The sequence below is a fragment of the Streptococcus devriesei DSM 19639 genome (assembly GCF_000423725.1).
In the GTDB taxonomy this organism is placed as follows: Bacteria; Bacillota; Bacilli; order Lactobacillales; family Streptococcaceae; genus Streptococcus; species Streptococcus devriesei.
Genome location: NZ_KE384084.1, coordinates 693,115 through 706,652, shown reverse-complemented (window position 1 = coordinate 706,652; position 13,538 = coordinate 693,115). Strand labels below are relative to the sequence as shown.

Here is a 13,538-nt window from a genome sequence, read left to right as displayed (position 1 = left end):
TTTTTAGCTGATCATGGACTTAAACGTCTTAAATCAAAAAAGATTAGATTTTATGTTTCAGGTTCTTTGATGCTCTATTTGATTGCAATGGCGATATATTATTATTTACATAACAAGTAGTTCAGTTAGTCATCACAGCTCTAGGGATGATACTTGGTTTTGTAGGTAACATAATTTTAGGCGGTATTGGCGGTGGCATTATAGTTGCAATTTCATCCATTGCAGAGACCATCTTGAGTCGTTATCATAAATAAAGCAGCCATCGAGCTGCTTTATTTTTATTTAGAGAATTGATAATCTTTAAGAACGGTAATCGTCTTGATAACTACTTTTTCCTCAGGTTTACCGTTTTGATCAGTTTTGACTGCTGCGATAGCATCAACTGTTTTCATGCCTTTAATAACTTGTCCAAAGACCGTGTAGTTGCCGTCAAGCTTTGGTGTTCCTCCATGCTTATAGGCGTTGATTATTTTTTGCGGATAGAGCTCGGAGGAGAGCTGCTTAGCTTGGTTGGCCTTGTTTTGGACAATATAAAATTGACTGGCATTGGTGTGGGAACCGGCATTGGCCATAGCTAAGGCGCCTCTTAGATGATAGAGATATTTTGAACTTTCATTGGCAAAACCTTGGCCTGCATCTTTTGATTTGTCCTTGCCTTTCCAGATAGATTCGCCGCCGCTGCCGTCACCTTTAGGATCACCGCCTTGAACAACAAAATCAGCGATAATTCGGTGGAAGGTCAGGTTATTATAGTAACCGTTTTTGGCATGCGTCAGGAAATTTTCAACAGCCAAAGGAGCGTATTTAGGAAAAAGCTTAAGGGTGATATCACCTTTAGATGTCCTGATTTGGACTTTGGCTTCATTTTTAGCAACTTTTGGGGACAATTGCGGAAAACTGGCTTTGTTTAGTTTTTTCAGCTTATTTTCAGCTTTTTGCCTGGCAATGCTGTTATCAACATACTTATCTCCCTTAATAGCACGGTCCATGCTTTCACAGCCTGCCAAAAAAACGGCCGCTATCAAAATGAGACTCAAAATTTTTTTCATAATTGCTCCTTGTTATTAAAAGATAAGTCTATTTTACCATAAAAACGGCCTTATCTTTGCCTTAGCCTGGTAAATTTTTACCAGTGTTAACGATTTAAAAATGAGAACTCCTGCTTTTGCCACTGTCTTTGAGCCCCGGTGAGGATTCTCTGGCAAATTTAGAAAAAGGGAATGGCAGTTCTTTCCCCAAACACTATAAAAATGGTATAATAACATCATGGCTAAAGCAAAGAACAAACGAAAAGGACGGAAGACACGCCGTCCGACAAAAGCAGAATTAGAAAAACAAAGAGCAATAAAACGGATGGTGGCTGTCTTTATTATAGCCCTTGTCCTCTTTTTTGCTGTTTTTAAATTAGGACGGGTCGGGATTACCGCCTATAATATGATACGTTTGCTGGTGGGGAGCCTGGCTTACCCGCTTATTTTTGCTGTTTTGATTGATCTTTTCGCAGCGAAGTGGCTGCGCAAGTATGATGGTCTGGTTGGAGGCTTTGTTGTCACCATGCTGGGTTTACTTTTGGAATGGCAGGCTTACCTTTTTTCTATGGCCGGTATGGCAGGACAAAACGTCATTAAGGCGACTCTCGGTATTGTCTTTAGCGATTTGACCAATTTTCGTGTGGCTAATTTTGCCGGCGGCGGTCTTTTAGGGGCTCTCTTTTATATGCCGGTTGCCTTTCTTTTCTCTAATATCGGATCTTTCCTGATAGGCGGTCTTTTTATTCTTTTAGGTCTCTTTCTCATGAGTTCTTGGGATGTTTATGACGTTATGGACTTTTTCAAAGGAGCCTATGTTAAATTTCAAACTAAGCGTGAGGAGCATAGGGAAAGGCGCTTTGCCCAAAAAGAAGAAGAGCGCCTTCAGGCTGAGTTAGAGGCCGCTCAAAAAGCTCAGGAAATGGCTGAAGCTGACCATGGAATTAATGCGGCTATTGATTTAGAAACAGGAGAAGTTTTAGATCAAGCGCAGACGATTGACTTGGATGATTTTGACGGTCAAGTTCATAGAGAGCCTGAAATTATCGGTTATCAGCCAAATGATGAAGATGAAACTTTTGAAGAAATACCTTCTAATCAGCTGGCTGAAAATGCCGGTCCTGCACCTGAAGAGGATTATCCTGACGAGCCTTTAGAAGTTGATTTTACACCGAAAGAAAATCTTCACTACAAATTGCCTGGTATTGAACTTTTTGCCAAGGACAAGCCTAAAAATCAAAGCAAGGAGAAAAAGCTTGTTCGTGATAATATCAAGATATTGGAAGAAACGTTTGCCAGTTTTGGAATCAAGGCCAGTGTTGAACGTGCTGAAATTGGTCCTTCTGTAACCAAATATGAAGTCAAGCCGGCCGTTGGTGTCCGTGTCAATCGCATTTCCAATCTTGCAGATGACCTGGCTCTGGCCTTGGCCGCTCAGGATGTTCGTATTGAAGCACCGATTCCGGGCAAATCATTGGTCGGTATCGAAGTGCCTAACTCTGAGGTTGCGACTGTCACCTTCCGTGAACTCTGGGAGCAGGCTAAAACGTCACCGGATAAATTGCTTGAAGTACCTTTAGGTAAGGCAGTCAACGGCTCTGTCCGCTCTTTTGATCTGGCAAGGATGCCCCATATTTTGGTAGCGGGTTCAACAGGTTCCGGGAAATCAGTGGCAGTCAATGGTATTATTGCCAGCATTTTGATGAAGGCCCGCCCCGATCAAGTCAAATTTATGATGATTGACCCTAAGATGGTTGAGCTGTCTGTCTACAATGATATTCCTCATCTGCTTATTCCTGTTGTGACCAATCCGCGCAAGGCCAGCAAGGCTCTGCAAAAGGTTGTCGATGAAATGGAAAACCGCTATGAGCTGTTCAGTCATTTTGGAGTGCGCAATATCGCAGGCTACAATGCCAAGGTAGAAGAATTCAACCGCCAGTCAGAAACCAAGCATGTTCCTCTGCCGCTTTTGGTGGTTATCGTGGATGAGCTGGCTGACCTTATGATGGTAGCTAGTAAAGAAGTTGAGGATGCCATCATCCGCTTAGGACAAAAGGCGCGTGCGGCCGGTATTCATATGATTTTGGCTACGCAAAGGCCGTCTGTTGATGTTATTTCAGGCCTTATTAAGGCCAACGTCCCAAGCCGGATTGCTTTTGCAGTCTCAAGCGGGACAGACAGCCGGACTATTTTGGATGAAAATGGTGCTGAGAAGCTCCTTGGCCGCGGCGATATGCTCTTTAAGCCGATTGATGAAAATCATCCGGTTCGCCTGCAAGGCTCCTTTATTTCAGATGACGATGTTGAACGTATTGTCTCCTTTATCAAGGAACAGGCTGGCGCTGATTATGATGACAGCTTTGATCCGGGAGAAGTTTCTGAAAATGAAGGCTCTGACAGCAATGGCGGTGCTTCTGAAGGAGATCCGCTCTTTGAAGAAGCTAAGGCTTTGGTTTTAGAAACGCAAAAAGCCAGTGCATCGATGCTGCAGCGCAGGCTCTCTGTCGGATTTAACCGAGCGACCCGTCTCATGGAAGAATTAGAAGAGGCAGGTGTCATCGGCCCGGCTGAAGGCACCAAGCCGCGCAAGGTCTTGCAAAGTAATTAAATTAATACAAAACGAGTCTGGAGCAAATAATGTTCCAGACTCGTTTCATATATGATGCACTGTCATTTAGCTACAAAAGCAGCAATAACGGTTGCTAAGTAAAAGAAGAAAGTCAAAATAAAACCGGCCCGCCAAAAAAATTTGAAAAAGCGTCTGAAAGAAAAAGCCTTTCTTCTTCTGAGCTGCCGAATAGCCAAGGTGAGGGCAAGAATGGACATAGCCAGCAGATAATGCGGCAGAAAACTGTGGGTATAAAACTTAGCCGATACCAAAACAATTTCTGCTGCAAAAAGCGGCAGGGCAAGGTCGGCAAGATTTAGACCAAAGCGTCTCAAACGAAAAGTCGAGACAATGATATAAGAAAAGATAAGAGTGAGAAAAACGAAGGCCACTGCCATAAATTTATACATATTCATAATCTTATTTTATAACGATTTTAGAAGAAAGTAAACGCCTATTTATAAAGGACCGGTTATGAAGCAGAAAAGAAATTCTCTGTTTAAATATCTTGATTTTTGTCTAAAATAGTGTATAATGAGTAAGTATGCTGTAATGGCATATTTGTGGGAGGTAAAAATCTTTTAATTACCGAGAGAACCACAACAGGAGGATTTTATAATGGCTAAAAAAGTCGAAAATGTCGTAAAACTTCAAATTCCTGCCGGTAAAGCAACACCAGCTCCGCCAGTTGGACCAGCACTTGGTCAAGCAGGAATCAACATCATGGGATTCACGAAAGAATTTAACGCTCGTACAGCTGATCAAGCTGGTATGATTATCCCGGTTGTTATCTCAGTTTATGAAGACAAATCATTTGATTTCGTCACTAAAACACCGCCGGCTGCTGTTCTTTTGAAAAAAGCTGCAGGTGTTGATAAAGGTTCCGGTGAACCTAACAAAACTAAAGTTGCTTCAGTAACGCGTGCGCAAGTACAAGAAATCGCTGAAACAAAAATGCCAGATTTGAACGCTGCAAACATTGAGTCTGCAATGCGTATGATCGAAGGTACTGCTCGTTCTATGGGATTCACTGTTACTGACTAATTGTAACCGATCCTATTGCCCGCATGCTTGATCATATGTTGACGAGTGACGTGGGAGATGAAAATCGATATGACCACATTACAAGGAGAAGATAAAATGGCTAAAAAAAGCAAACAATTACGTGCTGCTCTTGAAAAAATCGACAGCACAAAAGCTTACAGCGTAGAAGAAGCTGTAGCACTCGCAAAAGAAACTAATTTCGCAAAATTTGATGCAACTGTCGAAGTTGCTTACAACCTTAACATCGACGTTAAAAAAGCTGACCAGCAAATCCGCGGTGCCATGGTATTGCCAAACGGTACCGGTAAAACACAGCGCGTGCTTGTTTTTGCCCGCGGCGCTAAAGCTGAAGAAGCTAAAGAAGCTGGTGCAGACTTCGTTGGTGAAGATGATCTTGTTCAAAAAATTAACGGCGGCTGGTTAGATTTTGACGTTGTTATTGCAACACCGGATATGATGGCTGTTGTTGGACGTCTCGGACGTATCCTTGGCCCTCGTAACCTTATGCCAAACCCTAAGACTGGTACAGTAACCATGGATGTTGCTAAGGCAGTTGAAGAGTCTAAAGGCGGTAAAATTACTTACCGTGCTGACAAAGCTGGTAACGTACAAGCTATCATCGGCAAAGTATCATTTGATACGGACAAGTTGGTTGAAAACTTTAAAGCCTTTAACGATGTGATTGTTAAGGCAAAACCTTCTGCAGCAAAAGGTACTTACATTACAAACCTTGCTGTGACAACAACTCAAGGTCCTGGTATCAAAGTTGATGCTAATTCATTCTAAGAAAATAAAAAGATTGGAAACAATGTTTTCCAGTCTTTTTTATTGGGCCGTCTGAGTCTAGGATTAAAAGAGCAATCCCCAAGTTAAGTGTTCAAAAAGATGTTCTGCTTTGCTAACATAGGGGACTAGTAAAGTCTGTCTGCCTTTTTGAACTTAACAGAAAAGACACTATAAATTTTGAAGGAAGTATGGTAAAATATTAGGGATAATGTAAGGAGTATAGATGATGGTAAAACCTAAATATAATCGTGTGTTGATTAAACTTTCCGGAGAAGCCTTAGCTGGAGAAAAAGGCGTCGGCATCCATATTCCGACGGTGCAGGCTATTGCTCAGGAAATCAAAGAAGTTCATGATTCAGGAGTTGAAATTGCTCTGGTTATCGGCGGCGGAAATCTCTGGAGAGGAGAACCTGCTTCTAAGGCTGGTATGGATCGTGTTCAGGCTGATTATACGGGTATGCTGGGAACCGTTATGAATGCCCTTGTCATGGCAGATGCGCTTCAGCAGGCAGGTGTTGATACGCGTGTTCAGACAGCTATTGCCATGCAGCAAGTCGCAGAGCCTTATATCAGAGGGCGGGCTCTTCGTCATCTGGAAAAAGGACGTATTGTTATTTTTGCGGCAGGTGTCGGCTCCCCTTACTTCTCAACAGATACAACATCTGCCCTGAGAGCTGCTGAAATTGATGCAGATGCCATTTTGATGGCTAAAAACGGTGTTGACGGGGTTTATAATGATGATCCTCGTAAGAATGCCGATGCTATCAAATTCAATGAGTTAACGCATATGGAAGTCCTTAAGCGTGGTTTGAAGATCATGGACTCGACAGCCAGCTCACTGTCAATGGATAACGATATTGATTTGGTCGTTTTCAATCTTAACGAAGCAGGCAATATTAAACGTGTCATCTTCGGCGAACAAATTGGAACAACAGTTACAAGTAAAATTTCTGACTCAGAATAACTGAACACGACTGCGACACGTCGTTTGGTTAGTCGACCTTACTAACCAAACGAAGTTAGCGGGAGAGGCAGCCAAATCACTATAGTGATTGGCGTTTGTTATCAAGTGCAAAGCACTTAGATAACAATCCTCTGCCGTATCTTATGTAACTGAACACGGCTACGACACTGTGCAAAAAGACAGCTTCTCCTAGCGTCCTGTGACGCTTGGTTTTAAATTCGTCGTAGACGTCTGAACTCTCTGCGCCTTGCAGGCATTGAGAGTTCTAGTCGTCCTGACGAGGGTGCGTCAACGAAATCTCAGATTTCTGACTTACCGCTTATTTTGCTTTGTGTCGCTCACGCCTTTGTATCTTGGTAATTGAACACGAGCTAAAATCCTAGTAAAAAAGATAAACGTACTTGTGTCTTAGCGACACCGCGCCCGTTTCCTATTTTTATACGGATTTGAAACGCTCTTAGTATCTTAATATAAGGAGAATATAAATGGCAAATGCTATTGTAGAAAAAGCAAAAGAAAGATTTGAACACTCATACCAGTCCCTAGGGCGTGAATTTGGCAGTATCCGTGCCGGCCGTGCCAATGCCAGCCTTTTAGACCGCATTGAGGTAGAATACTACGGTGCTCCGACACCTCTAAACCAGCTGGCGTCAATCACTGTTCCGGAAGCGCGTGTCCTTTTGGTATCGCCATATGATAAATCATCGCTGAAAGACATTGAACATGCCATCAATGCTTCAGATCTTGGTATTAATCCGGCAAATGACGGCTCCGTAATTCGTTTGGTTATTCCGGCCTTGACTGAAGAAACTCGCCGTGAACTTGCCAAAGAAGTGAAAAAAGTTGGTGAAAATGCAAAAATTGCTGTCCGCAATATCCGCCGCGATGCCATGGATGAAGCTAAGAAGGCAGAAAAAAGCAAAGAAATCAGTGAAGATGAGTTAAAATCTTTAGAAAAAGATATTCAAAAAGCGACAGATGATGCTGTCAAACACATTGATGACATGACAGCAAATAAGGAAAAAGAACTGCTTGAAGTTTAATTTCTAATAAATGAGGCTGAGACAGAAGTCCTGCCTTGTTTTAAGTCTCCTAAACAGCAACAATAGATGGGGTGGGTACGATATCAAAACGTTTGGTTGTGTTCCTGCTCCTATCTTTTCTTAAAAAGAAATAGGAACGATATGAATGAATTATTGGCAACTGTTATCACAGGTATGATAACGGATGAAAATGCCGCCTTTTACTTTATCCAGAAAGGTGGCGCCACATTTGCACTTAATAAAGAAGAGGGCTCTCACCAGCTCGGTGAGATGGTCACAGGTTTTGCCTATACAGACCTGCACCAAAAAGCCCGCCTAACAACAGTCATTCCAGCGGTAAGCCGAACAGCTTATGGCTGGGGTGTAGTGACTGATGTACGCCGTGATCTCGGTGTGTTTGTAGACATAGGAATTCCAGACAAGGAAATTGTGGTTTCTTTGGACCTTTTGCCTCAGTTAAAGGAATTGTGGCCTAAAAAAGGGGATAAACTGTATATTAAGCTTGATGTGGATACAAAAGACCGTATCTGGGGTATCCCGGCTGAACAAACGGTCTTTCAGCAATTAGCCGGTCCAGCTTATGATAATATGCAAAATCAAGATTTGCGGGCTATTGTCTACCGTCTCAAACTGTCGGGAACCTTTGTTTACCTGCCGGATAACAATATGCTGGGCTTTATTCATCCCAGTGAGCGCTATGCGGAACCCCGTCTGGGAGAAGAAGTGACAGCGCGTGTGATTGGCTACCGCAAGGCCGACCGCACTCTCAACCTCTCTTTGAAGCCGCGTTCTTTTGAAATGTTGGAAAATGACAGTCAAATGATTTTAGCTTATCTGCAGAGTAACGGCGGCTTTATGACGCTCAACGATAAGTCCTCGCCTGCGGACATCAAGGCGACCTTCGGCATTTCTAAGGGGCAGTTCAAAAAGGCTCTGGGGGGGCTTATGAAAGCTAAAAAAATCAAGCAAGATGAACTGGGAACAGAATTAATCAAATAAGATTTGGGATGGGAGGCTAACAATGGCTTTATGGCTGTATGTGACCCTAGTTGGTCTTTTGATGAGTTTGCTGTTTAATGGGGCAGTTGCCCGACTTTGGCTGACTTATCCAAGGGCTGTGGTTTCGATGCTGCCTAGGCAAATACAGCAAATCGCTCCCAAACCTGATGGGTTTCAGCGCCAGAAGATGAGAAAACGGCTATTCTGGATTTACCTGTTGACCTTGGGTTTGGGCTTAGTGACGACAGCCTATCTTCCTGTCAGGGGCTTTTTGCCGTTATTTATGACCGGTTATTGGCAACTCTTTTTGGTTAATGTGGGGGATCTGATAGGCCTAGACTGGCTTTTTCGTCAAAAAATGATAGATCACCTGATGATTCCGGGGACAGAAGACTGCCCAGACTGGCAGACCAGAAACTGGATGCTGCATCTCGGACTGCCAGAACATCTCTTCTTATGGCCTTTGCTGGTCTGTCCAGCAGCAGGTTTGATTTATCAAGGGATAAACCTGCTATAACTTTTTAAACACGCCCTAACATCAAAATCTCAGCTAAACTGGGATTTTTTTGCTACAATAAAAGAACGATTTTGATAAAGGAGGCAATCATGGAACGTGCGATTTTTGCAGGTGGCTGTTTTTGGTGTATGGTACAGCCTTTTGAAGAGCAGGATGGCATCTTATCAGTCAGATCAGGCTATACTGGCGGGCATACAGAAAATCCGACCTATGAAGACGTCTGCGGCGGCAGAACGGGACTCACGGAAGCCGTAGAGATTATTTTTGATGAGACGAAGATTTCCTATGCTGATCTTGTGGAGCTTTATTGGGCGCAGACGGATCCGACAGATGCTTTTGGACAGTTTGAGGACAGAGGAGATAACTATCGGCCTGTTATTTTCTATGAGGACGACCGCCAAAAAGCTATTGCTGAGCAGTCCAAGGCTAGACTTGAAGCTTCCGGTCGATTTGACCGTCCTATCGTGACAAGGATTGAACCTGCACAGCCTTTTTATGAAGCCGAAGAATACCATCAGGCCTTTTACCGGAAAAATCCCCAGCGCTATGCGCTTAGCAGCCAGACTAGGCATGCCTTTTTAGAGAGGAAATGGTCATGAGAAAATCTTTTTATAGCTGGCTGATGACGCAGCGCCATTCAAAAAGTAATAAATCTGCAGCTGTTTTAGCAGACTTGGTCTTTGAGGATACAACCTTTCCCAAACATACGGATAATTTTGAAAAAGTCAGCCGCTATTTAGAAGATGAGGCAAACTTTTCTTTTAATCTGAGTGAATTTGATAAGATTTGGGAAGATTATCTGTCACATTAAAAGTCACGCGGTCAGCGTGATTTTTTGATATAATAATACCAAATGCAAGAAGATGAAACAGGGCTGCCTGTCAAAAAAGTTTTTTATTTATCGGCTTTGGCCGCAAAAGAGCGATTTGACATGTTCCCTTAAACATATAATAAAGGAGCCGCTTTTGCAAGATTATTCTGTTGATATTACCTTAAACCATCCCGACGACCTGATGAGCCTTTTTGGTTCCAATGAGCGCCATTTGAAGCTTATTGAGGAACAGCTCGGCGTCATTATTCATGCCAGAACAGAGCGGGTGCAGATTCTGGGAGACAGTGAGGAAGCTGTTAATTTAGCCCGCTTGACCATTGAAGCGCTGCTTGTTTTGGTTGGCCGGGGTATGATTATCAATACGTCGGATGTTGTCACAGCCCTTTCCATGGCTCAAAATGGCAGCATTGATAAATTTGTAGCTCTCTACGAAGAGGAAATTATCAAGGACTCTTATGGCAAGCCCATTCGTGTTAAAACATTGGGACAGAAAGTCTATGTGGACAGCGTCAAGAATCATGATATTGTTTTTGGCATCGGTCCTGCCGGAACGGGGAAAACATTCTTAGCTGTGACACTGGCCATAACAGCTCTGAAAAGAGGGCAGGTCAAACGGATTATTTTAACACGGCCGGCTGTTGAAGCCGGTGAAAGCCTTGGCTTTTTGCCTGGGGATTTAAGGGAAAAAGTCGACCCCTATCTGCGTCCGGTTTATGATGCCCTTTACCGTATTTTGGGCAAGGAGCAGACTGCCCGTCTGATGGAGCGTGAGATTATTGAAATCGCACCTTTAGCTTATATGCGCGGCCGCACGCTTGATGATGCCTTTGTTATTCTTGATGAAGCGCAAAATACCACCATCATGCAGATGAAAATGTTCCTGACTCGCCTGGGCTTTAATTCTAAGATGATTGTCAATGGGGATATCAGCCAGATTGACTTGCCTAAAAATGTCAAATCAGGCTTGGTTGATGCTGCTGAAAAACTAAAAAATATCAAACAGATTGATTTTGTTTATCTGTCAGCTAAAGATGTGGTCAGACACCCTGTGGTAGCTGATATTATTAATGCTTATGAAAGTGCGTCAGATAAGGAGCGCAGCCATTTTCCAAAAGAAGAAAAATCAGGCTGGACTGCTTACGAGACCATTGGTGAGCCGGTCAAGGAGACGGAAGATGATGATTGAGGATTTGTCTGGGGATTTCAGCTGTCGAATGCTGACAGAAGCGGATATGCCGGCTATCTTAGCCTTATACAAAAGCAATCCTCTGTATTTTCACTACTGTCCGCCCAATCCGAGTCTGGAAAGTGTCAGAGAAGACATGCAGCAATTGCCCGAGGGAAAGTCTCGTGCGGACAAGTTTTTCCTTGGTTTTTGGAATAAACAAGACTTGGTGGCCGTTATGGATTTTGTTCTAGCCTATCCTGATGAACAAACGGTGTTTATTGGTCTGTTTATGATTAATCAGGCTTATCAGGGAAAGGGAATCGGCAGCCAACTTATGACAGAAGTATTAGACCATTTTTCAAAAAATTTTCAAAAGGCACGCTTGGCCTATGTTAAAGGGAATCCTCAGTCACAAGGTTTTTGGGAAAAACTGGGTTTTACAGCTGCAGGAGCTGAGGTTAAGCAGGAACAGTATACGGTTGTTCCAATGGAGAAATGGTTAAACTAATCAGTAAGGATACGGGTAAACGGTATTAAGCAGAAATCTGAGGGTGATAGAAACTAATGAAAGCATTGATTTTTGATGTTGATGATACTTTGTATGATCAAATTCAGCCTTTTAAAAGGGCATTGGAAAATCATTTAAAGGTAGCTGAAAATTTGCTGGAGCCTATTTATATTGCCAGCAGGAAGTATTCAGATGAGGCCTTTGATGCAGTTCTTTCCGGAGAGATGACGCTGAAAGCCAGTCATATCTATCGTTTGCAAAGAGCACTGGCTGATTTTGGACTGGAAATATCAGGCGATGAAGCCTTGATTGTTCAAGAAGACTACAGCCGTTATCAGGGTCAGCTGGCGCTTTCTTCAGAATTCAAGGAAGTATTTGCCTACTGCCGGCAAGCAGGTATTGTGATGGGAGTTATTACCAACGGTCCCCATCAGCACCAGCTCAAGAAGATTAACAGTTTGGATCTTTTTCGCTGGATTCCTCGGGAAAATGTGCTGATTTCAGGAGAAGTCGGACTTGCCAAACCATCGCGGGAAATCTTTGATTTATTAGCTGAGAAACTGCAGCTGTCATCAGCTGATATTTACTATGTGGGGGATTCTTTTGAAAATGATGTTGTCGGCTGCCATAATGCCGGCTGGAAGTCTATCTGGCTCAACCACAGAAACCACCTGCCATCACAAAAAGAAATCCATGCTGATTATACTCTGCAGCATCGCTCTGAGCTTTTACCGCTGCTAAAGACAATTAGACAGTAACCTTGCTATTTGCCTCCAGCCCCTTTCTTTAGAAAGTAGGGGCTTTATGGTATAATAAGATGATAAGATTTGAGCAGGAAGGATAAGGCTGGTTTGTGCCTAGGAGCAGGCATAAATGAAGGTTTGAAATTTAGGTAAGTGAAGAGAAAGTTTTAATCGCGGTTTTAAAGAAATCTGTTGCTTTGCTCTTTTATTTTAAGATTTGAAAGTACTTAGCTTGCTTCAAGTGATTGAGCCACAGCTGGATGGTTTCAATATTTTGTTTTAACTATCTAAATTTTTGCCGCATCAGCCTTTTATATTAGATATGTATATTGAAATGATTGATGAGACCGGTAAGGTTCCAGAAAGTATCAAAAAGCAAACATTGGATATTTTGGATTTCGCTGCTGAAAAGACAGGCAAAGAGGATAAGGAAATGGCAGTCACTTTTGTCAGCAACAAGCGCAGCCATGAGCTCAATCTCCTCTACCGTGAGACAGATCGGCCTACTGATGTTATCAGTCTTGAATATAAACCTGAATCTAACCTTAGCTTTGATGAAGATGATTTAAAAGAAAATCCTGATCTAGCGCAGATGCTGGCAGAATTTGACTCTTATATCGGTGAATTATTTATTTCGGTCGATAAGGCCAGAGAACAAGCTGAAGAATACGGCCACAGTTTCGAACGTGAAATGGGCTTTTTAGCAGTGCATGGTTTTTTGCATATCAATGGTTATGACCATTACACTCCCCAAGAAGAAGAAGAAATGTTCAGCCTACAGGAAGAGATATTGAATGCCTATGGACTTAAGAGATAATAAACAAAGCCAAAAAAAATGGAAAAACAGAACTCTGACTTCCAGCCTTGAATTCGCTCTGACAGGTATTCTTACAGCTGTCAAAGAAGAGCGCAATATGAAAAAGCATGCAGTGTCGGCTGTGTTAGCTGTTATTGCAGGCTTTGTTTTTAAGGTGTCCGTCATCGAATGGCTTTTTCTTTTACTGAGTATTTTTTTGGTCATTACCTTTGAAATTGTTAATTCAGCCATTGAAAATGTCGTCGATTTAGCCAGTGACTATCACTTTTCCATGCTGGCTAAAAATGCTAAAGATATGGCAGCCGGTGCTGTTTTGATGATTTCGGGCTTTGCCGCTCTGACAGGCTTGATTATTTTTGTGCCAAAGATTATTGATTTGATTTTTGGCTAATAGCTGAGCTGGATTTTGTCAGCAGCAGGAGACGCTAATGATCTATTAGTTACTTTAAAGCAACTGCTAATGCAGTTCAAACTGGAAATA

General features: G+C 42.6%; 16 protein-coding genes. 14 read left to right on the top strand and 2 right to left on the bottom strand.

Features of this window, described 5'->3' with window-relative positions:
- Positions 1-278: 278 nt before the first annotated feature.
- On the bottom strand, positions 279-1,049 hold the full coding sequence (locus G573_RS0109595) for a peptidylprolyl isomerase (RefSeq protein ID WP_027976526.1): 771 nt from the start codon (positions 1,047-1,049) through the stop codon (positions 279-281).
- 217 nt (positions 1,050-1,266) lie between these two features.
- Here G573_RS0109595 and G573_RS0109590 point away from each other — a divergent pair, with 217 nt between their 5' ends.
- Positions 1,267-3,636: a DNA translocase FtsK gene (locus G573_RS0109590; RefSeq protein WP_027976525.1), complete on the top strand. Its 2,370-nt coding sequence runs from the start codon at positions 1,267-1,269 to the stop codon at positions 3,634-3,636.
- A 62-nt stretch (positions 3,637-3,698) separates the two neighbouring features.
- On the opposite strand, the gene G573_RS0109585 is transcribed toward G573_RS0109590, so the two are convergent.
- The gene (locus G573_RS0109585; RefSeq protein ID WP_027976524.1) at positions 3,699-4,052 is read right to left on the bottom strand and encodes a DUF3397 family protein; all 354 of its coding nucleotides are present in this window, start codon (positions 4,050-4,052) and stop codon (positions 3,699-3,701) included.
- Between the two features lie 202 nt (positions 4,053-4,254).
- On the opposite strand from G573_RS0109585, the gene rplK reads away from it, so the two are divergent.
- The 13 genes from rplK to dagK all read left to right on the top strand — a co-directional run bounded on the left by rplK (position 4,255) and on the right by dagK (position 13,448).
- Complete coding sequence (rplK, locus tag G573_RS0109580; protein ID WP_027976523.1) at positions 4,255-4,680, top strand: 50S ribosomal protein L11; 426 nt, start codon at positions 4,255-4,257, stop codon at positions 4,678-4,680.
- 96 nt (positions 4,681-4,776) lie between these two features.
- Positions 4,777-5,466, top strand: coding sequence for a 50S ribosomal protein L1 (rplA, locus tag G573_RS0109575; RefSeq protein ID WP_027976522.1), 690 nt, complete (start codon positions 4,777-4,779; stop codon positions 5,464-5,466).
- Between the two features lie 226 nt (positions 5,467-5,692).
- The gene (gene pyrH / locus G573_RS0109570) at positions 5,693-6,430 is read left to right on the top strand and encodes a UMP kinase (protein WP_027976521.1); all 738 of its coding nucleotides are present in this window, start codon (positions 5,693-5,695) and stop codon (positions 6,428-6,430) included.
- 485 nt (positions 6,431-6,915) lie between these two features.
- Entirely contained in the window at positions 6,916-7,473 is a 558-nt protein-coding gene (gene frr / locus G573_RS0109565; RefSeq protein WP_027976520.1) for a ribosome recycling factor, read from the top strand.
- A 141-nt stretch (positions 7,474-7,614) separates the two neighbouring features.
- Positions 7,615-8,472, top strand: coding sequence for a CvfB family protein (locus G573_RS0109560; RefSeq protein ID WP_027976519.1), 858 nt, complete (start codon positions 7,615-7,617; stop codon positions 8,470-8,472).
- 22 nt (positions 8,473-8,494) lie between these two features.
- A complete protein-coding gene (locus G573_RS0109555; protein ID WP_027976518.1) occupies positions 8,495-8,989 on the top strand; it encodes a hypothetical protein in 495 nt (164 codons plus the stop codon).
- Positions 8,990-9,078: 89 nt separating this feature from the next.
- On the top strand, positions 9,079-9,588 hold the full coding sequence (gene msrA / locus G573_RS0109550) for a peptide-methionine (S)-S-oxide reductase MsrA (protein WP_027976517.1): 510 nt from the start codon (positions 9,079-9,081) through the stop codon (positions 9,586-9,588).
- On the top strand, positions 9,585-9,800 hold the full coding sequence (locus G573_RS0109545) for a YozE family protein (RefSeq protein WP_027976516.1): 216 nt from the start codon (positions 9,585-9,587) through the stop codon (positions 9,798-9,800). The genes msrA and G573_RS0109545 overlap by 4 nt, the downstream gene beginning before the upstream one ends.
- Positions 9,801-9,954: 154 nt before the next feature.
- Positions 9,955-11,007, top strand: coding sequence for a PhoH family protein (locus tag G573_RS0109540; protein ID WP_027976515.1), 1,053 nt, complete (start codon positions 9,955-9,957; stop codon positions 11,005-11,007).
- A complete protein-coding gene (locus tag G573_RS0109535; RefSeq protein WP_027976514.1) occupies positions 11,000-11,497 on the top strand; it encodes a GNAT family N-acetyltransferase in 498 nt (165 codons plus the stop codon). Before G573_RS0109540 ends, G573_RS0109535 begins: the two co-directional genes overlap by 8 nt.
- A gap of 56 nt (positions 11,498-11,553) precedes the next feature.
- Positions 11,554-12,255: an HAD family hydrolase gene (locus tag G573_RS0109530; RefSeq protein ID WP_027976513.1), complete on the top strand. Its 702-nt coding sequence runs from the start codon at positions 11,554-11,556 to the stop codon at positions 12,253-12,255.
- Between the two features lie 307 nt (positions 12,256-12,562).
- Positions 12,563-13,057 carry an rRNA maturation RNase YbeY gene (ybeY, locus tag G573_RS0109525; protein ID WP_027976512.1) on the top strand — a complete coding sequence of 165 codons (495 nt, stop codon included), beginning with the start codon at positions 12,563-12,565 and terminating at the stop codon, positions 13,055-13,057.
- Positions 13,041-13,448: a diacylglycerol kinase gene (dagK, locus tag G573_RS0109520; RefSeq protein ID WP_027976511.1), complete on the top strand. Its 408-nt coding sequence runs from the start codon at positions 13,041-13,043 to the stop codon at positions 13,446-13,448. The genes ybeY and dagK overlap by 17 nt, the downstream gene beginning before the upstream one ends.
- Positions 13,449-13,538 lie beyond the last annotated feature (90 nt).